The sequence below is a fragment of the Lelliottia sp. EB106-05-01-XG201 genome (assembly GCF_058791735.1).
In genome coordinates this window covers 1971730-1988409 of record NZ_JBYTDV010000001.1, presented here as the reverse complement: position 1 = coordinate 1988409, position 16680 = coordinate 1971730, and the positions used below count along the sequence as shown (strand labels likewise).

Annotated in this window: 18 protein-coding genes; 9 read left to right on the top strand and 9 right to left on the bottom strand. The window is 56.9% G+C overall.

Translation table 11 applies throughout. The features are described 5' to 3' along the window. Positions 1-49: 49 nt before the first annotated feature. Both nhaB and dsbB read left to right on the top strand, forming a co-directional pair. A complete protein-coding gene (nhaB, locus tag AC3WS9_RS09255) occupies positions 50-1588 on the top strand; it encodes a Na(+)/H(+) antiporter NhaB (RefSeq protein WP_492487907.1) in 1539 nt (512 codons plus the stop codon). A 144-nt stretch (positions 1589-1732) separates the two neighbouring features. Beyond that, positions 1733-2263 carry a disulfide bond formation protein DsbB gene (gene dsbB / locus AC3WS9_RS09250; RefSeq protein ID WP_095282329.1) on the top strand — a complete coding sequence of 177 codons (531 nt, stop codon included), beginning with the start codon at positions 1733-1735 and terminating at the stop codon, positions 2261-2263. 139 nt (positions 2264-2402) lie between these two features. Here the strand turns inward: dsbB and ycgN are convergent, their stop codons facing one another. The 3 genes from ycgN to AC3WS9_RS09235 form a co-directional block, all read right to left on the bottom strand. Beyond that, a complete protein-coding gene (gene ycgN / locus AC3WS9_RS09245) occupies positions 2403-2846 on the bottom strand; it encodes a cysteine cluster protein YcgN (RefSeq protein WP_095282330.1) in 444 nt (147 codons plus the stop codon). A 93-nt stretch (positions 2847-2939) separates the two neighbouring features. Next, positions 2940-3599, bottom strand: a complete 660-nt coding sequence (locus tag AC3WS9_RS09240) for a fumarylacetoacetate hydrolase family protein (protein ID WP_492487904.1) — start codon at positions 3597-3599, stop codon at positions 2940-2942. A 47-nt stretch (positions 3600-3646) separates the two neighbouring features. Continuing rightward, positions 3647-3922 (bottom strand): YcgL domain-containing protein, encoded by a 276-nt coding sequence (locus AC3WS9_RS09235; RefSeq protein WP_282494601.1) that lies wholly within the window; start codon positions 3920-3922, stop codon positions 3647-3649. 123 nt (positions 3923-4045) lie between these two features. On the opposite strand from AC3WS9_RS09235, the gene minC reads away from it, so the two are divergent. Genes minC through minE form a run of 3 tightly spaced genes read left to right on the top strand, consistent with a single transcriptional unit; the run spans position 4046 to position 5862 of the window. After that, positions 4046-4753 (top strand): septum site-determining protein MinC, encoded by a 708-nt coding sequence (gene minC / locus AC3WS9_RS09230; protein ID WP_492487902.1) that lies wholly within the window; start codon positions 4046-4048, stop codon positions 4751-4753. A 23-nt stretch (positions 4754-4776) separates the two neighbouring features. Next, on the top strand, positions 4777-5589 hold the full coding sequence (gene minD / locus AC3WS9_RS09225) for a septum site-determining protein MinD (RefSeq protein WP_282494603.1): 813 nt from the start codon (positions 4777-4779) through the stop codon (positions 5587-5589). Positions 5590-5592: 3 nt separating this feature from the next. Continuing rightward, entirely contained in the window at positions 5593-5862 is a 270-nt protein-coding gene (gene minE, locus AC3WS9_RS09220; protein ID WP_010432714.1) for a cell division topological specificity factor MinE, read from the top strand. A gap of 107 nt (positions 5863-5969) precedes the next feature. On the opposite strand, the gene rnd is transcribed toward minE, so the two are convergent. The 5 genes from rnd to yoaA all read right to left on the bottom strand — a co-directional run bounded on the left by rnd (position 5970) and on the right by yoaA (position 12352). Continuing rightward, positions 5970-7097, bottom strand: a complete 1128-nt coding sequence (rnd, locus tag AC3WS9_RS09215; protein ID WP_285144282.1) for a ribonuclease D — start codon at positions 7095-7097, stop codon at positions 5970-5972. Between the two features lie 72 nt (positions 7098-7169). After that, entirely contained in the window at positions 7170-8855 is a 1686-nt protein-coding gene (gene fadD / locus AC3WS9_RS09210; RefSeq protein WP_282494605.1) for a long-chain-fatty-acid--CoA ligase FadD, read from the bottom strand. A gap of 203 nt (positions 8856-9058) precedes the next feature. Further along, a complete protein-coding gene (locus AC3WS9_RS09205; protein ID WP_282494606.1) occupies positions 9059-9643 on the bottom strand; it encodes a Slp family lipoprotein in 585 nt (194 codons plus the stop codon). A gap of 37 nt (positions 9644-9680) precedes the next feature. Next, positions 9681-10376, bottom strand: a complete 696-nt coding sequence (tsaB, locus tag AC3WS9_RS09200; RefSeq protein ID WP_492487898.1) for a tRNA (adenosine(37)-N6)-threonylcarbamoyltransferase complex dimerization subunit type 1 TsaB — start codon at positions 10374-10376, stop codon at positions 9681-9683. A gap of 65 nt (positions 10377-10441) precedes the next feature. Further along, entirely contained in the window at positions 10442-12352 is a 1911-nt protein-coding gene (gene yoaA, locus AC3WS9_RS09195) for a DNA repair helicase YoaA (RefSeq protein ID WP_492487896.1), read from the bottom strand. Between the two features lie 127 nt (positions 12353-12479). Between yoaA and AC3WS9_RS09190 the strand changes: the two genes are divergently transcribed. Further along, positions 12480-12824, top strand: a complete 345-nt coding sequence (locus AC3WS9_RS09190) for a RidA family protein (protein WP_095282339.1) — start codon at positions 12480-12482, stop codon at positions 12822-12824. A gap of 5 nt (positions 12825-12829) precedes the next feature. Here the strand turns inward: AC3WS9_RS09190 and AC3WS9_RS09185 are convergent, their stop codons facing one another. Next, on the bottom strand, positions 12830-13015 hold the full coding sequence (locus AC3WS9_RS09185; protein ID WP_282494609.1) for a YoaH family protein: 186 nt from the start codon (positions 13013-13015) through the stop codon (positions 12830-12832). A 61-nt stretch (positions 13016-13076) separates the two neighbouring features. On the opposite strand from AC3WS9_RS09185, the gene pabB reads away from it, so the two are divergent. From pabB to sdaA, 3 genes are all read left to right on the top strand, one after another. Then, the gene (gene pabB / locus AC3WS9_RS09180) at positions 13077-14435 is read left to right on the top strand and encodes an aminodeoxychorismate synthase component 1 (protein ID WP_492487893.1); all 1359 of its coding nucleotides are present in this window, start codon (positions 13077-13079) and stop codon (positions 14433-14435) included. Between the two features lie 3 nt (positions 14436-14438). After that, complete coding sequence (locus AC3WS9_RS09175; RefSeq protein ID WP_282494611.1) at positions 14439-15017, top strand: CoA pyrophosphatase; 579 nt, start codon at positions 14439-14441, stop codon at positions 15015-15017. A 183-nt stretch (positions 15018-15200) separates the two neighbouring features. Then, the gene (sdaA, locus tag AC3WS9_RS09170) at positions 15201-16565 is read left to right on the top strand and encodes an L-serine ammonia-lyase (RefSeq protein ID WP_282494612.1); all 1365 of its coding nucleotides are present in this window, start codon (positions 15201-15203) and stop codon (positions 16563-16565) included. Positions 16566-16680 lie beyond the last annotated feature (115 nt).

The window sequence follows — 16680 nt, the reverse complement described above, 5'->3', positions numbered from 1 at the left end:
GTGCGTATAATAATGTTTTGCTTAACTTTGGCGAGGAAGGAACTCTCTGGTGGAAATGTCTTATGGACGCGCCCTGTGGCGCAATTTTTTAGGCCAGTCTCCCGACTGGTACAAGCTCACGTTACTCACTTTTCTGATCCTCAACCCGCTGGTGTTTATCTTTTCGCCATTTACCGCCGGATGGCTGCTGGTGGCGGAGTTTATCTTCGCTCTGGCGATGGCGCTGAAATGCTATCCGCTGCTCCCCGGCGGACTGCTGGCGATTGAAGCGGTGTTCATCGGGATGACCAGCGCCGAGCGCGTCAAACACGAGCTGGCCACCAACCTTGAAGTGCTCCTGCTGCTGATCTTTATGGTCGCCGGGATCTACTTTATGAAACAGCTGCTGCTGTTCATCTTCACGCGGTTGTTGCTGAGCATTCGTTCCAAAACCGTGCTCTCCCTCTCCTTCTGTCTCGCCGCCGCATTTCTCTCCGCATTCCTCGATGCGCTGACGGTGGTGGCGGTCGTGATCAGCGTCGCGGTCGGTTTTTACGCCATTTATCATCGCGTGGTGTCGTCTAAACCCGAGAGCGATCTGCAGGATGACAGCCAGATTGAAACGCCGAAGCGCGAGGTGCTGGAACAATTCCGCGCCTTCTTGCGCAGCCTGATGATGCACGCGGGCGTTGGTACGGCGCTCGGGGGCGTGATGACGATGGTCGGCGAGCCGCAAAACCTGATTATCGCCAAAGCGGCGGGCTGGAATTTTACGGAGTTCTTCCTGCGCATCGCGCCGGTGAGTGTTCCGGTCTTTTTCTGCGGTTTAATCACCTGCGTGCTGCTTGAAAAAACTAAAAGCTTCGGGTACGGCGCACAGCTGCCGGGGCCGGTGCGCGACGTGCTGCACGAGTTTGATCTGAAAAGCCGTCGCCAGCGCACGCGTCAGGAGAAGCTGGCCCTGATAGCGCAGGGTGTCATCGGCGTGTGGCTGATCATCGCCCTGGCGTTTCACCTGGCGGAGGTCGGGCTGATTGGCCTGTCGGTGATTATTCTCGCCACCTCGTTCACCGGCGTGACCGATGAACATGCCATCGGCAAAGCCTTTACCGAGGCACTGCCCTTTACCGCCCTGCTGGCGGTGTTTTTTGCCATTGTGGCGGTGATTGTCGATCAGCAGCTGTTTTCGCCGATTATCGACTTTGTTCTGCGAGCATCGCCGGACTCGCAGCTGTCGCTGTTTTATCTGTTTAATGGCCTGCTCTCGTCCATTTCTGATAACGTGTTTGTCGGGTCGGTGTATATCAACGAAGCCAAATCCGCGCTGGAGCATGGCGTTATCAGTATTAATCAGTTTGAGCTGCTGGCGGTGGCGATCAATACCGGCACCAATCTGCCGTCGGTGGCGACACCGAACGGCCAGGCGGCGTTCCTGTTCCTGCTGACCTCGGCGCTGGCCCCGCTGATTCGTCTCTCTTACGGGCGGATGGTGTGGATGGCGCTGCCGTATACGCTGGTATTAACGCTGGTCGGTTTGCTGTGCGTCAAATTTACCCTCATTCCTTATACGCAATGGTTGTTGCATATAGGTATACTGGCCGCGCATTAAGTCCCTGAATTCGGGCAGTTCGCTGCCCGGTTTGACTTTCTGCATTATAAACATCCAATTACGTTTTATTTTGCCAGGTGGATCTGGCGCTTAAAGCGTTTTGGTTTACACTGCGCTTTCTAAGCCTGTTCCAGGGAAATGATTATGTTGCGATTTTTGAACCAGTGCTCTCGCGGTCGCGGAGCGTGGTTGTTGATGGCCCTGACCGCCTTTGCGCTGGAAATGGTAGCGCTGTGGTTCCAGCATGTGATGTTGCTGAAACCTTGTGTGTTGTGTATTTACGAACGTTGTGCGCTGTTCGGCATTATGGGTGCGGGTCTGGTCGGGGCAATTGCGCCGAAATCCCCACTGCGTTATGCCGGGATCGCCATTTGGTTGTACAGTGCCTGGAAAGGCATTGAGCTGGCCTGGCAGCACACCATGATGCAGCTGCATCCGTCGCCATTTATGACCTGCGATTTTGCCGCCCGCTTCCCGAGCTGGCTGCCGCTGGACAAATGGCTGCCGCAGGTGTTTGTTGCCTCCGGTGACTGCTCTGTTCGTCAGTGGGAATTTCTGACGCTGGAGATGCCGCAGTGGCTGGTCGGTATTTTCGTCGCCTACTTCGTGATAGCGCTGCTGGTGCTGATTGCCCAGCCGTTCAAACCGAAAAAACGCGATTTGTTTGGAAGATAAAAGCAAAACGGCAACGCAAGTTGCCGTTTTTAAGGTTTTCTCCCTCTCCCCGTGGGAGAGGGCCGGGGTGAGGGCAACAGGCCGCACCGTACACACCGCCCAACCCCCAACAAAAAACCCGCCTCGGCGGGTTTTTTATTTATGCACGTTTAGGATGGTTGAGAATATGGTCTTCCCAGTCCTGCACTTCGGATTCTTTCACCGCGATGTGACGCACTGAAATGCGCTCACCGTGCATCGCCGCTTTTGAGCCCGTCAGCAGCGGGTGCCAGTCCGGCAGCCCTTTCCCTTCCGCCAGCAGACGATACGCGCAGGTGTGCGGCAGCCATTCAAAGGTCGGGAGATTGTCGCGGGTCAGCTTGATGCAGTCCGGCTCATACTCGAAACGGCGCTCATAGTTACGGCACTGACAGGTTTTGATGTTCAGCTGCTTGCAGGCGACGTTGGTGAAGTAGATTTCGTCCGTGTCTTCGTCCATCAGCTTGTGCAGGCAGCACTGCCCGCAGCCGTCACACAGCGATTCCCACTCCACGTCGGTCATTTCGTCGAGAGTCTTGCTTTGCCAGAAAGGGGTTTCGCTCATAGGGATGTCCACACGTCAAAAGAAAGCGCACCTTATAACCAGTCTGGCACGTGGATGCAAGTTTTGCCGCCGAATAACGGCGGCAAGGGGGTTTTACAGCACGCGGGTCTTAACGGATTGCCCGTTAAACCCAATCTCCAGTTCGTCGCCGCTGGTCAGCGGGCCGACGCCTTCCGGCGTGCCGGTGAGGATCACATCGCCCGGTTTGAGGGTGAAGTAGCGGCTCATGTAAGCAATCAGCGGCAGGATCTTGTGGATCATGTCTGAGGTGTTGCCCTGCTGGCGCACGTCGCCGTTAATTTTCAGGCTCAGGGGAATGTTTTGCGGGTCGGCATGGAATTCGGCGGCCGGGATAAAACCGGAGATCGGGCAGGAATTATCAAAACCTTTGGCTTTTTCCCACGGTTGCCCCGCCTTCTTCATTTTGCCCTGCACATCGCGTAAGGTCAGATCCAATGCAACGCCATAGCCCGCAATCGCTTTCTGCACGTGCTCTTCGGAGGCCTGACGCAGCGTGCCGCCAATCAGTACCGCCAGTTCGACTTCGTGGTGAACCGACCCCAGCCCTTGCGGTAGCGCCAGCGGCTGGCGGATATCGCAGAGTGCCGTTTCCGGCTTGATAAACAACACAGGTTCTTCTGGCACGGCACTGCCCATTTCCTGAATGTGCTTCGCATAGTTGCTGCCGACGCAGACCACTTTGCTCACGGGATAATCCAGTAATGCGCCTTGCCAGTTGTGATGTTGATACATGCTCGTCCCCTAAACGGTTGATATGTCACCCACGGAGTTGGCCGGGGTTATTTTTTTCCGTCACCCGCGAGATGCTGTTTTAATAAATTCTCAGGAGGTGGCGGAAGCTGTAAATAATAGCCCTGTTCTTTCAGCGCGGTTTTCACTTTTTCCAGATCGGCATTCACCAGTTTTTTACGACCATCCAGCGGCAGCAGCATCGCCAGCTGCGGGGCACCGAAGCCTTTCATTAATTCTTCCGGCACGCGGGAAAAATCGTCTTTTTTCTCGACATAAAGATAAGTCTGGTCGCGTTTAGTACTTCTGTAGATCACACAAAACATGTTTTTACTCTGAATTATCGGTGGTTGCTTGCCTCAATATAACAGTGACTATAACATGCCTGATACTCTTCGGAATATCGCAACGAATGTGCTGCGATTAACAGCAAATTGAGTAAGGCCAGGATGTCAAACACGCCCATCGAGCTTAAAGGCAGTAGCTTCACCTTATCAGTGGTTCATTTGCATGATGCAAAACCCGAGGTTATTCGTCAGGCGTTAGAAGACAAAATCGCGCAGGCACCCGCTTTTCTGAAACACGCCCCCGTGGTGGTGAACGTCAGCGGTCTGGACGCGCCTGTGAACTGGCAGCATCTGCAGCAGGCGGTCGCCTCGACCGGGCTGCGAATTGTCGGTATCAGCGGCTGTAAAGATGCCCGACTGAAAGATGAAATCGAGCGCGCCGGTCTGCCCCTTCTCACTGAAGGCAAAGAGAAACCTGTGCGTTCTGTGCCAAAAGCCGCTCCGACTTCCCCACCGCCCGCGCAAAATGTTACCGCTATCACAAAAACGCGAATGATTGATGTGCCGGTTCGTTCCGGTCAGCGCATTTATGCACCAAACTGTGATCTGATTGTGACAAGCCACGTCAGCGCTGGCGCTGAGCTGATTGCCGATGGCAACATTCACGTCTACGGTATGATGCGGGGACGCGCGCTGGCAGGTGCCAGTGGCGATCGGGATGCGCAAATTTTCTGTACTAACCTGACGGCGGAACTGGTTTCCATCGCAGGAGAATATTGGCTGAGTGACAAGATCCCAGCCGAATTTTATGGCAAAGCGGCACGACTGCGTCTGGCAGAGAACGCTTTGACTGTTCAACCGTTGAATTGATCCCTTTTTAACAAGGAATTTCTATGGCACGCATTATTGTTGTGACTTCGGGTAAAGGAGGCGTTGGCAAGACCACCTCCAGCGCGGCCATCGCTACTGGTTTGGCCCAGAAGGGAAAGAAGACAGTTGTTATCGATTTCGATATCGGCCTGCGTAACCTCGACCTGATCATGGGCTGCGAGCGTCGCGTGGTGTATGACTTCGTTAACGTCATCCAGGGCGATGCGACTTTAAACCAGGCGCTGATCAAAGATAAGCGCACGGAAAACCTCTTTATTCTCCCGGCCTCTCAGACGCGCGACAAAGATGCGCTGACCCGTGAAGGCGTGGAGAAAGTGCTCGACGAGCTGAAGAAGATGGAGTTCGACTTTGTGGTCTGCGACTCCCCTGCCGGTATCGAAACGGGCGCGCTGATGGCGCTGTACTTCGCTGACGAAGCCATCATCACCACCAACCCGGAAGTGTCGTCTGTCCGTGACTCCGACCGTATTCTGGGCATTCTGGCGTCGAAATCTCGTCGTGCAGAAAATGGTCAGGACCCGATTAAAGAGCACCTGCTGCTGACCCGCTACAATCCGGGCCGCGTCAACAAAGGTGACATGCTGAGCATGGAAGATGTGCTGGAGATCCTGCGCATCAAACTGGTCGGCGTGATTCCGGAAGATCAGTCCGTGCTGCGCGCCTCTAACCAGGGTGAGCCGGTGATCCTTGATACGATGGCAGACGCGGGTAAAGCCTACGCTGATACCGTTGACCGTCTGCTGGGAGAAGATCGTCCTTTCCGCTTCATTGAAGAAGAGAAGAAAGGTTTCCTCAAACGCCTGTTCGGAGGATAAGTTATGGCATTACTGGACTTTTTTCTCTCGCGGAAAAAAAGCACCGCCAACATCGCGAAAGAGCGACTGCAAATTATCGTTGCCGAGCGTCGCCGCAGCGATGCTGAACCTCACTATTTGCCGCAGCTGCGCAAAGACATCCTGGAAGTGATTTGTAAGTACGTGCAGATCGATCCGGAAATGGTCACCGTGCAGCTTGAGCAGAAGGACGGAGATATTTCGATTCTGGAGCTGAACGTGACGCTGCCGGAAGCGGAAGAGTCGCGTCCATAGCATTAAAACATGTCGGTTGTAGGCCGGGTAAGCGCAGCGCCACCCGGCAAATCCCCCGGTGGCGCTTCGCTTACCGGGGCTACAAAACCGACATACTCACGCTATTTTTACTGCGGATAGCTTTCCAGCAGGGTTTTCAGACGTTCGCCCATCAGCTCCCCGCGCCAGCCCGCGACCAGTTCCGGCAGGCCATTGTTCGGTTTTAACTTCCAGTGCCAGTTCAGCAGCTGATTGATCTGACGGCGTGACGCCAGCAGTTCCGGACTCACCTTGTTTTCTGTGCCCACTTCCAGCACCAGCGCTTTGATATCTTTAAACGCTTTGCGATACCCCGGCATATCCATCAGGTTCAGGAGCGGCTCAGGCAGTTGGTCTTCCGGCAGCTCTTGCGCTTTGGCGACCAGCGCCAGCAGGGTTTTGCCGTGGAAGCGGATCTCGCTCCCGGACAATCCGATGCTGTCCAGCTCGCCCATGCTGCCCGGCATGTAGCGCGCCACGGCCCACAGGTGCTCTTCACGTACTACAAAATTCACCGCCAGATCGCGCTCGCGCGCTTTGCGCAGACGCCAGTCGGCCAGCAGTTGCAGGCAGGCAAGTTGACGGGTGCGCAGCTGCCAGGCGTTGGTGATATCGCGCCAGGCGTCTTTCGGGTCGAGCACTTCCTGACGACGCTGCTGAGTCATGCGACACTCATTCAGCGCCGCGTCCAGCCAGCCGGCCTCTTCGCACGCTTTCATCAGCTGGCCGCAGATCGGCAGGAGATAAAACACGTCGGCGGCGGCGTAGTCGAGCTGGCGTTCGGTCAACGGACGGGCCAGCCAGTCGGTGCGTGATTCGCTCTTGTCGAGTGCAATCCCGGTGTACTCTTCCACCATCGCGGCAAAGCCCCAGGAAAGCGGACGACCGGAGAAAGCAGCCAGGATTTGCGTATCAATCAGCGGCTCTGGCATCACGCCAAAGGTGTTCATGAACACTTCCAGATCTTCACTGCCCGCGTGCAGATATTTGGTGACCGCCGTGTCGAGCAGCAGATCGCGCATCGGCGTCCAGTCCGTGATGCCCAGAGGGTCAATCAGCGAGACCTTTTTTCCGTCGTACATCTGGATCAAACCCAACTGAGGATAGTAGGTTCGCGTGCGAACAAACTCGGTATCCAGAGCAATGGCGGGAAAGTCGCGGGTGACGTCGCACAGCGTTGCCAGCTCGTCGTTGGTGGTGATCATCTGGTAATTCAAAACGGTTTCTCTCTGGTTTGCGCCCATAAAAAACGCCGGCTAACCGGCGTGTGATGGCGACTCACTCGAAGCTTAGGCTTTATTGTCCACTTTGGCGCGGGCTTCGTCACGTAATTCTCGTCGTAATATCTTCCCGACGTTCGATTTCGGCAGCTCGGTGCGGAACTCCACCAGCTTCGGCACTTTGTAGCCGGTGAGCTGACGGCGGCAGAAGGCGATCAGTTCGTCTTCGCTCAGCGAGGCGTCTTTTTTTACCACAAAGATCTTCACCGCTTCGCCGCTGCTACCAGATGGCACGCCGACGGCGGCCACTTCCTGCACGCCTTCATGCTGCATCACCACGTCTTCGATTTCGTTCGGATAGACGTTAAAGCCGGAGACCAGAATCATGTCTTTCTTGCGATCGACAATGCGCAGGAAGCCCTCATCGTCCATCACCGCGATGTCGCCCGTATAGAGCCAGCCATCTTTGATGATTTCATCCGTCGCGTCCGGGCGCTGCCAGTAGCCGAGCATCACCTGCGGCCCTTTCACGCATAATTCACCCGGCTCGCCGTGCGGCACTTCGTTGCCTTCGTCGTCGACCAGTTTGGCTTCCGTCGACGGCACCGGCAGACCGATGCTGCCGCTGTGATAATCGATATCGTGCGGGTTAACGCTGACCAGCGGCGCGCACTCCGTCAGGCCGTAGCCTTCCAGCAGATACTGCCCGGTAAGCTTCACCCAGCGGTCGGCCACCGCCTGCTGAACCGGCATCCCGCCGCCCGCAGAGAGGTGCAGCGTGGAGAAATCGAGCTGCTGGAACTCTTTGTTATTCAACAGCGCGTTGAACAGCGTGTTGACGCCGGTCATCGCAGTGAACGGGTATTTCGCCAGCTCTTTCACCAGCCCCGGAATATCGCGCGGGTTGGTGATGAGTAAATTCTGTCCGCCCAGCTCGATAAACAGCAGGCAGTTCATGGTCAGGGCAAAGATGTGATACAGCGGCAGCGCCGTCACCACCAGCTCTTTGCCGCGATGCAGCAGCGGGCCGTAGGTGGCGTTGACCTGTTCGAGGTTCGCCAGCATGTTGCGGTGGGTCAGCATTGCCCCTTTGGCGACGCCGGTGGTGCCGCCGGTGTACTGCAGGAAGGCCAGATCCTCTGACACCACTTCCGGTTTCACGTACTGCATGCGATACCCGCTGTGCAGCGCCCGACGGAAGGAGATGGCATCCGGCAGATGGTATTTCGGTACCAGACGTTTGACGTATTTGACGACAAAGTTAACCAGCGTGCCTTTGGCCGTCGAAAGCTGATCGCCCATACGGGTCAGGATCACGTGGCGGACCTGAGTCTTATCGACCACTTTTTCGAGGGTATGAGCAAAGTTGGAGACGATCACAATCGCCGCCGCACCGCTGTCGTTAAGCTGGTGTTCCAGCTCGCGCGGGGTATAAAGCGGGTTGACGTTCACCACAATCATCCCCGCCCGCAGAATACCGAACAGTGCCACCGGATACTGAAGCAGGTTAGGCATCATCAGCGCGACGCGGTCGCCCTTCTTCAGCCCCAAGCCTTCCTGCAAATAGGCCGCAAACGCCCGGCTGCGCTCTTCCAGTTTGCGGAAGGTCATCACTTCGCCCATGTTCACAAACGCAGGCTGATCCGCATAGCGCGAAACCGAGTGCTCAAATAATTCAACCAGGGATTGATAACGGTCAGGATTGATCTCCGCAGGCACATCTGCGGGATAACGGTTAAGCCAAACCTTTTTCAATGCATCACCTCTGAAATGAGTGTTCGTCGTCATCACAACCCCGATAATAAACAGTTCGTTAACATTATATTAACTCAGCGTACCAGTTTATTAATTGTTCGGATTTAAGGTTGCGAAGCGCGTCACTCTTTTTTTTGTGTTTCGTCCGTAAAAAACAGAGACAGCGGCTGAGCCGCTGTCTCTTATCTAAATATAACAGTAACTTACTCGGTAACGATGGTCTGCACCTGCGCCGGGCCCGGGTTGTACCAGCCCCATCCACCGTAGCCGCCATAGCGGTATGGGTGTGGTCCCCACATCCACGGGTCCATCGGCTGCGGTGGCAGCATGACCTGCTGAGTGAGGTGCCAGCGTTTATAGCCGTTCGCCTGCATGGTCATGAATTTATACGGCGTGTTGCCGATTTTGCCCTGCACCGCACCGGTAATCGGCCCAACGACCGTCACTAACTGACCGCGGAAATCGACCGGGTCGAGGAAACCGTTCACGTCAGCGTAAATGCGCCCACGGGACGGTTCGCCAAGAGTCGGTCGTGCGCCGCTGTCCAGCGGTACCGTCGCGATTTCGAGGCGAGTTTTACCCTGCTGGTTCTGGATATCGACCACTTTACCGCCGAAGCGCGCTTCCTGGCCGACATACAGTTCAGGGGCATTCATCACTCGCACCAGATCCTGCTGCGGCGTTGGACTGCTCCCTTTGATCGCGTCAGGAACGGTGACACATCCGCTTAATGCCACAGCGATAGCGCCCGCTATGAAGAGGCGTACAGCCTTAGTTTGAACCGCCATGATGCGACTCCCTTTTCTCAGTGCTTATTACTGAGATTCACGCCCTGCCCGGAAGTTTCTTCCAGGCCACTTCATTTCGTAAATAAACTGGCTCAGCGTGTTCAACGGCCACGGTTTTTCCCGCCGCCAGCAGCTGACAGGCGATCGGCAGCATGTCTTCGGCGTGCGGAAGTAACACCTGACCATCGACTAGCGTGAGACCGCTGTCTTTTGCCAGGTCCGGCCACGCTGGCCAGCCTGTACCGACTGTAGCCCACTCGCCCGTAAGGTGTTTCAACCGTTCAGCAACAGCCTCGGGTTTGAGCACCGATTCGGTCTCTTCTCCGTGCCAGACGCCATGCTCATCGCGGGTATATTCCGCCCAGTAGACTTCGCCCATCCGGGCGTCGATCGCGGCGAGGACGCGCGTGGCGCCGGTCATGCGCCATGCGCCCTGCGCCATGGTCGCCAGCGTCGAGACGCCGATCATCGGCAGATCGGCTCCCAGCGCCAGGCCCTGCGCGATACCAATCCCGATTCGCACGCCGGTGAAGCTGCCTGGCCCACGGCCAAACGCCAGCGCGTCGAGTTCAGTTAAGGTGGAGTTGCCCTGGTGAAGGATCTCTTTCACCAGCGGCAGAATACGTTGGGTATGTTCCCGGGGGCACTCTTCAAAATGGGCAAAGAGAGAACCGTTATCCCACAGGGCTGCCGAGCAGGCCTCTGTAGCGGTATCAATAGCCAGAATTCGCATGGGTCTCGCGCTCTCGCAATAGTCAGTCACAAAATGGCGCGCATCTTAGCACACCCCGGCGGAAATTACTCCGCCGTTGGGTTCGCCAGGAAACGCACCGCGCGATTAATGTCCCGCGTACGCGGTGCGGGCGGCAGGCTGGCGAGGAATGTCGCGCCGTACGGGCGCATCACCAGGCGGTTATCGCAGATAACCAGTACGCCGCGGTCGTCCGTATCACGGATGAGACGCCCGACGCCCTGTTTCAGGGTAATAACCGCATCCGGCAACTGGACGTCATCAAAGGGATCGCCCCCGCGCAGACGACAGTCTTCCATCCGCGCTTTCAGGAGCGGATCGTCAGGCGAGGTAAACGGCAGCTTGTCGATGATGACTAATGACAGCGCATCCCCTCGCACGTCCACCCCTTCCCAGAAGCTGCTGGTCGCCACCAGCAGCGCGTTTCCGGCGGTGACAAACTGCTGAAGCAGCTGGCCTTTGCTGGTTTCGCCCTGCAACAGCACGGGTAAGGTCATGGTGGCGCGGAACTGCTCGGCGAGATCGCGCATCATGGCGTGGGAGGTGCAGAGCATAAAGCAGCGGCCATTGTTGGCCTCGATCATCGGTTTGAGCATCGCCGCCAGCTGTTTCGCCGCGCCCGGCTGGTTCGGCAGGGGTAAATTGCGCGGCACGCAGAGCAGCGCCTGGGTCTCGTAATCGAACGGGCTTGGGAGCAGGAGTGAATCCGATTCCTCAATCCCGAGGCGCTCGGTGAAGTGGTGCAGCTCGTCATTCACGGAGAGCGTCGCGGAGGTAAAGATCCAGCTCCCCGGTTTCTGCGCCATCACCTCTTTGAACTTATCGGCGACGGTCAGCGGCGTGAGTGCAAGGGTGAACTGGCGCGCGGTGCATTCATACCAGTAGCTAAAGCCGGGCTGGTTGATCTCTTTCAGGCGTTTCAGGCGTGAGCGGTAGAGCGTGGCGCGCTCAAAGGCGGCGTCGAGCAGTGCGCTGCGTCCGAGCGACAGTTTGGCGACGTCGTAGCACAGCTCCAGCGCATCATCGAGCAAGAGCAGCGCGCGCTGGATGTTGCTGTCGGCTAACAGCTCGCGCAGGTTGCCGCGATAGCCGGGCTCGCCCAGCTGCATACGGAAATCCTGCGCGCTTTGCGCCAGGCGATCGGCGCATTTTTGCAGCTGCTGGGTGTCGCGCAGTTCGGTGCGGTAGGCGATGGTGAAATCTTTGGCGAGATCCTGAAGCTGGCGGCTGGAGAGCGACTGACCAAAATACTGGCTGGCGATGTCCGGTAGCTGATGGGCTTCATCGAAGATCATCACTTCGGCCTCCGGGATCAATTCGCCGAAGCCGCCGTCTTTGACCACCATATCGGCCAGGAACAGATGGTGGTTCACCACCACCACGTCGGCGTCCATCGCCGTTTTACGCGCTTTGACGACGAAACAATCTTTATACAGCGGGCAGTCGCTGCCGAGGCAGTTGTCGTTGGTGCTGGTCACCAGAGGCCACGCCGGGGAATCTTCGGCGACGCTGGCGCAGGTGCTGATATCCCCGTCGGTGGTCTGGTTAGCCCAGGCGCGAAGGATAATCACATCGCTCAGGGTGTTGACCGGCAAATCGCCCCCGGCCAGCGCCTGCTGTTCGAGGCGCTCCAGGCAGAGATAGTTCGAGCGCCCTTTCAGGAGCGCCAGTCGGCCTTTGTATTTCAGAGCTTTCGCGACGGTCGGCAGATCTCGGCTGTAGAGCTGGTCCTGCAAGGCTTTAGAGCCGGTCGAGATGATCACTTTCTTCTTCGCGCGCAGCGCAGGGGCGAGATAGGCGTAAGTTTTACCCGTCCCGGTTCCCGCCTCGACCACCAGCGACTGGGTATTTTTGATGGCGCGGGTGACCGCTTCTGCCATGTGTCGTTGCGGCTCGCGCGGTTTAAAACCGGGAATCGCCTGCGCTAACTGACCGTCTGCTGAAAAATCGTCTGCCACGTTGCTCTCTCACTGTATTTTTGCACAGGGATTATGTCAGCCCGCCCTCTCCTGTGCCAGTCGAAATAGACGTTGACGGAACATTATGGCAGTCTTGCGGCCTGAAGCCATTTATGAGGAAAGGTTTATGACAATTGTGCGCATTGATGCCGAAGCCCGCTGGTCTGACGTGGTGATTCACAACCAGACGCTCTATTACACCGGTGTACCGGAAAACCTGGACGCCGATGCGTTCGAGCAAACGGCCAACACGCTGGCGCAAATTGACGCGATTCTGGAAAAACAGGGCAGCGATAAATCCCGCATTCTGGATGCGACCATTTTCCTGGCGAACAAAGACGATTTCGCGGCGATGAATAAAGCCTGGGATGCCTGGGTCGTCGCGGGTCACGCGCCTGTACGCTGTACGGTACAGGCCACGCTGATGAAGCCGCAGTATAAAGTTGAAATCAAGATAATCGCGGCGGTGTAAGACGATTACTCGTCTTCTTCGTCATCCTCGAAACGCGCCACGATCCGATCGCCGGTATGGGTGGCGCGAATTTCCTGGGCGACGGTGGTAATCGCTTCGCCGCTGCTCATCCCATTGGACATCAGCTCCTGAATTCGCTCGACCGCTTTTTGCTGCTGTTCGTGACTGAGGGAAGGTAAACCTGCAAACATGATCAACTCCTGCTAAATTATCTGCGCTAATACATTCACGCAGCCCGGTAGTATGCCACACATGAACCCGTTACCCCCTACTGTCATTTCATTACCCTGGCGTCAAGACGCCGCCGAATTCTGGTTTTCGCGCTTAAGCCATCTCCCGTGGGCGATGCTGTTGCACTCGGGGCACGCGGATCATCCCTATAGCCGCTTTGATATTCTGGTCGCCGACCCGCTCACCACGCTTCTGACGCACGGCGACACCACGCGTATTTCGTCAGACGCCGAGCGAGTCTGCGGCGATGATCCGCTGTCACTGCTGGAGCACGAACTGAGCGCCCTGCCTTTCACCGCCACAGCGAGTGCGGATCTGCCCTTCCAGGGCGGCGCGCTGGGGCTGTTTGGTTACGATTTAGGCCGTCGATTTGAAGCTTTGCCCGACCTTGCAGAAGAGGATATTTCCCTGCCGGATATGGCCGTGGGGCTGTACGACTGGGCGGTGATTGTCGATCACCACAAGAAAACCGTTTCCCTGCTGAGCCACACCGACGCCCACGCGCGGCTGGCGTGGTTAGAGGCGCAGCAGCCCGTTTCACTCTCTAATTTTACCTTAACTTCCGCCTGGCGATCCAACATGAGCGCCGACGCCTACGCCGATAAATTCCGGCAGGTGCAAGAGTATCTGCACAGCGGGGATTGTTATCAGGTGAACCTCGCCCAGCGTTTTCAGGCGGGTTACACGGGTGACGAGTGGCAGGCGTTTACGCGTCTTAACGCCAGCAACCGTGCGCCGTTCAGCGCCTTTTTGCGTCTGGAACAGGGCGCAGTGCTGAGTTTGTCGCCGGAGCGCTTTATCCATCTTGCAGGCGGCACCATTCAGACCCGGCCCATCAAAGGCACCCTGCCGCGCCTGGCGGATCCTGAAGCGGATAAGCAACAGGCGGAGAAACTCGCCACGTCACCGAAAGATCGCGCCGAGAATCTGATGATTGTCGATCTGATGCGTAATGATATTGGCCGCGTGGCAGAGCCTGGCAGCGTGCGCGTGCCTGAGCTTTTCGTCGTGGAGCCGTTCCCGGCGGTGCATCATCTGGTCAGCACCATTACGGCACAACTACCTCCCAACCGTTCGGCCTGCGATCTGCTGCGCGCCGCATTTCCAGGGGGGTCGATCACCGGCGCACCGAAAGTGCGCGCCATGCAGATTATCGATGAGCTTGAGCCGCATCGCCGTAACGCCTGGTGCGGCAGCATCGGTTATCTGAGCCTGTGCGGCACAATGGATACCAGCATTACCATCCGCACCCTGACGGCCTGCGACGGGCAGCTATACTGCTCGGCGGGCGGCGGGATTGTGGCCGACAGCCAGTGCGCCGCGGAATATCAGGAAACCTTTGATAAAGTGAACCGCATCCTGCACCAACTGGAGAATTAACGTTTGGATACCCACGATCTGACCCTGGATGATTTTCTGTCGCGCTTTCAGCTGTTGCGCCCGCAGGTAAACCGCGACGCGCTGAACAGCCGCCAGGCGGCGGTGCTGATCCCGGTGGTGCGCCGCGAACAGCCAGGATTGTTACTCACCAAGCGCTCGTCGCATCTGCGTAAACACGCCGGTCAGGTGGCGTTTCCCGGCGGGGCGGTGGATGCGTCTGACGCCTCATTGATTGCCGCCGCGCTGCGCGAAGCTCAGGAAGAGGTGGCGATCCCGCCAGAAGCCGTTGAAGTGATTGGCGTGCTGCCGCCGGTGGACAGCGTGACCGGTTTTCAGGTGACGCCGGTGGTGGGGATTATCCCGCCCAATCTGCATTATCACGCCAGCGAAGATGAAGTGGCGGCGGTGTTCGAAATGCCGCTGGCGGAAGCCCTGCGTCTCAGCCGTTATCATCCGCTGGATATTCAACGTCGTGGACACGATCACCGGGTGTGGTTGTCGTGGTATCAGCATTATTTTGTCTGGGGCATGACGGCGGGCATTATCCGTGAGCTGGCGCTGCAAATCGGCCTGAAACCTTGACTATACTTTACATTCCGATTTTTTCTGCGCGTTTGCGAGTGGCGTCGCATCATTAGTAAATCAGGGGTTATTCATTAGTTTAATTCATGTGAATAGTTCAGCCGACCTGGAGGTTCCCTCTTACACTATGCGCAGTTATAACATCGTTACTGGAACCCCGGTAACCCTGTCAGGAGTGAGAAAGTGATTAGTATATTCGACATGTTCAAAGTGGGGATTGGCCCGTCTTCTTCCCACACTGTAGGCCCAATGAAGGCCGGTAAACAGTTCGTCGATGATCTGGTCGAAAAAGGATTACTGGAAAGCACTACCCGCGTGGCCGTTGATGTTTACGGTTCGCTCTCTTTAACGGGTAAGGGCCACCACACCGATATCGCCATTATTATGGGTCTGGCAGGTAACATGCCGGACACAGTGGATATTGACGCCATTCCGGCGTTTATTCGCGACACTGAAACACGCGGTCGTCTGCTACTGGCTAACGGCAAGCACGAAGTGGATTTCCCCCACGACGACGGCATGCGTTTCCGTAGCGACAATCTGTCGCTGCATGAAAACGGCATGCAGATCCACGCCTTTAACGGCGACAAAGTCATCTACAGCAAAACCTACTACTCCATCGGCGGTGGTTTTATCGTCGACGAAGAGCATTTTGGCAAAGATACGGCGGGTGACGTGAACGTCCCTTACCCGTTTAAATCCGCGCAAGAGATGCTGGATTACTGCAAACAGACCGGCCTGTCGCTCTCCGGCATGGTGATGCAGAACGAACTGGCGCTGCACAGCAAAAAAGAGATCGAAGACTATTTTGGCAACGTGTGGCAGACCATGCAGGCCTGTATCGATCGCGGGATCAACACCGAAGGCGTACTGCCTGGGCCACTGCGTGTACCGCGTCGTGCCTCTGCCCTGCGCCGTATGCTGGTCACCACCGATAAGTTCTCCAACGACCCGATGAACGTGGTTGACTGGGTAAATATGTTTGCGCTGGCCGTGAACGAAGAGAACGCCGCCGGTGGCCGCGTGGTCACCGCTCCGACCAACGGCGCATGCGGTATCGTTCCTGCGGTGCTGGCCTATTACGATCACTTTATCGAGCCGGTGACACCGGATATCTACATCCGCTATTTCCTCGCATCCGGTGCGGTGGGCGCATTGTATAAAATGAATGCCTCTATTTCCGGTGCAGAAGTGGGCTGTCAGGGTGAAGTGGGCGTGGCCTGCTCCATGGCGGCCGCGGGTCTGTCAGAACTGTTGGGCGCGAGCCCTGAGCAGGTATGCGTGGCCGCGGAAATCGGCATGGAGCATAACCTCGGTCTGACCTGTGACCCGGTTGCGGGCCAGGTGCAGGTGCCGTGCATCGAGCGTAACGCGATCGCCTCGGTGAAAGCGATCAACGCCTCGCGCATGGCAATGCGCCGCACCAGCGAACCGCGCGTGTCGCTGGATAAGGTCATCGAAACCATGTACGAAACCGGTAAAGACATGAACGCCAAATACCGTGAAACCTCACGCGGCGGTCTGGCCATTAAGGTGCAGTGCGACTAAGCACCCCATTGATTATTCTCTCTCGCCCATCTGCAACGGATGGGCGATATTTATTCGCTTTCTCGTCACCGTAACATTTCCCCACTACACTTTCTGTGTTGCCCTGGCTCCTGTG

What these genes read in the sequence shown, in the direction of transcription:
- AC3WS9_RS09185 (WP_282494609.1), bottom strand. Translation starts at nt 13,015, where the DNA reads ATGTTTGCAGGTTTACCTTCCCTCAGTCACGAACAGCAGCAAAAAGCG.
- tsaB (WP_492487898.1), bottom strand. Translation starts at nt 10,376, where the DNA reads ATGCGAATTCTGGCTATTGATACCGCTACAGAGGCCTGCTCGGCAGCC.
- AC3WS9_RS09235 (WP_282494601.1), bottom strand. Translation starts at nt 3,922, where the DNA reads ATGTTTTGTGTGATCTACAGAAGTACTAAACGCGACCAGACTTATCTT.
- AC3WS9_RS09205 (WP_282494606.1), bottom strand. Translation starts at nt 9,643, where the DNA reads ATGGCGGTTCAAACTAAGGCTGTACGCCTCTTCATAGCGGGCGCTATC.
- pabB (WP_492487893.1), top strand. Translation starts at nt 13,077, where the DNA reads ATGAACCCGTTACCCCCTACTGTCATTTCATTACCCTGGCGTCAAGAC.
- minD (WP_282494603.1), top strand. Translation starts at nt 4,777, where the DNA reads ATGGCACGCATTATTGTTGTGACTTCGGGTAAAGGAGGCGTTGGCAAG.
- AC3WS9_RS09240 (WP_492487904.1), bottom strand. Translation starts at nt 3,599, where the DNA reads ATGTATCAACATCACAACTGGCAAGGCGCATTACTGGATTATCCCGTG.
- dsbB (WP_095282329.1), top strand. Translation starts at nt 1,733, where the DNA reads ATGTTGCGATTTTTGAACCAGTGCTCTCGCGGTCGCGGAGCGTGGTTG.
- minE (WP_010432714.1), top strand. Translation starts at nt 5,593, where the DNA reads ATGGCATTACTGGACTTTTTTCTCTCGCGGAAAAAAAGCACCGCCAAC.
- minC (WP_492487902.1), top strand. Translation starts at nt 4,046, where the DNA reads ATGTCAAACACGCCCATCGAGCTTAAAGGCAGTAGCTTCACCTTATCA.
- AC3WS9_RS09190 (WP_095282339.1), top strand. Translation starts at nt 12,480, where the DNA reads ATGACAATTGTGCGCATTGATGCCGAAGCCCGCTGGTCTGACGTGGTG.
- ycgN (WP_095282330.1), bottom strand. Translation starts at nt 2,846, where the DNA reads ATGAGCGAAACCCCTTTCTGGCAAAGCAAGACTCTCGACGAAATGACC.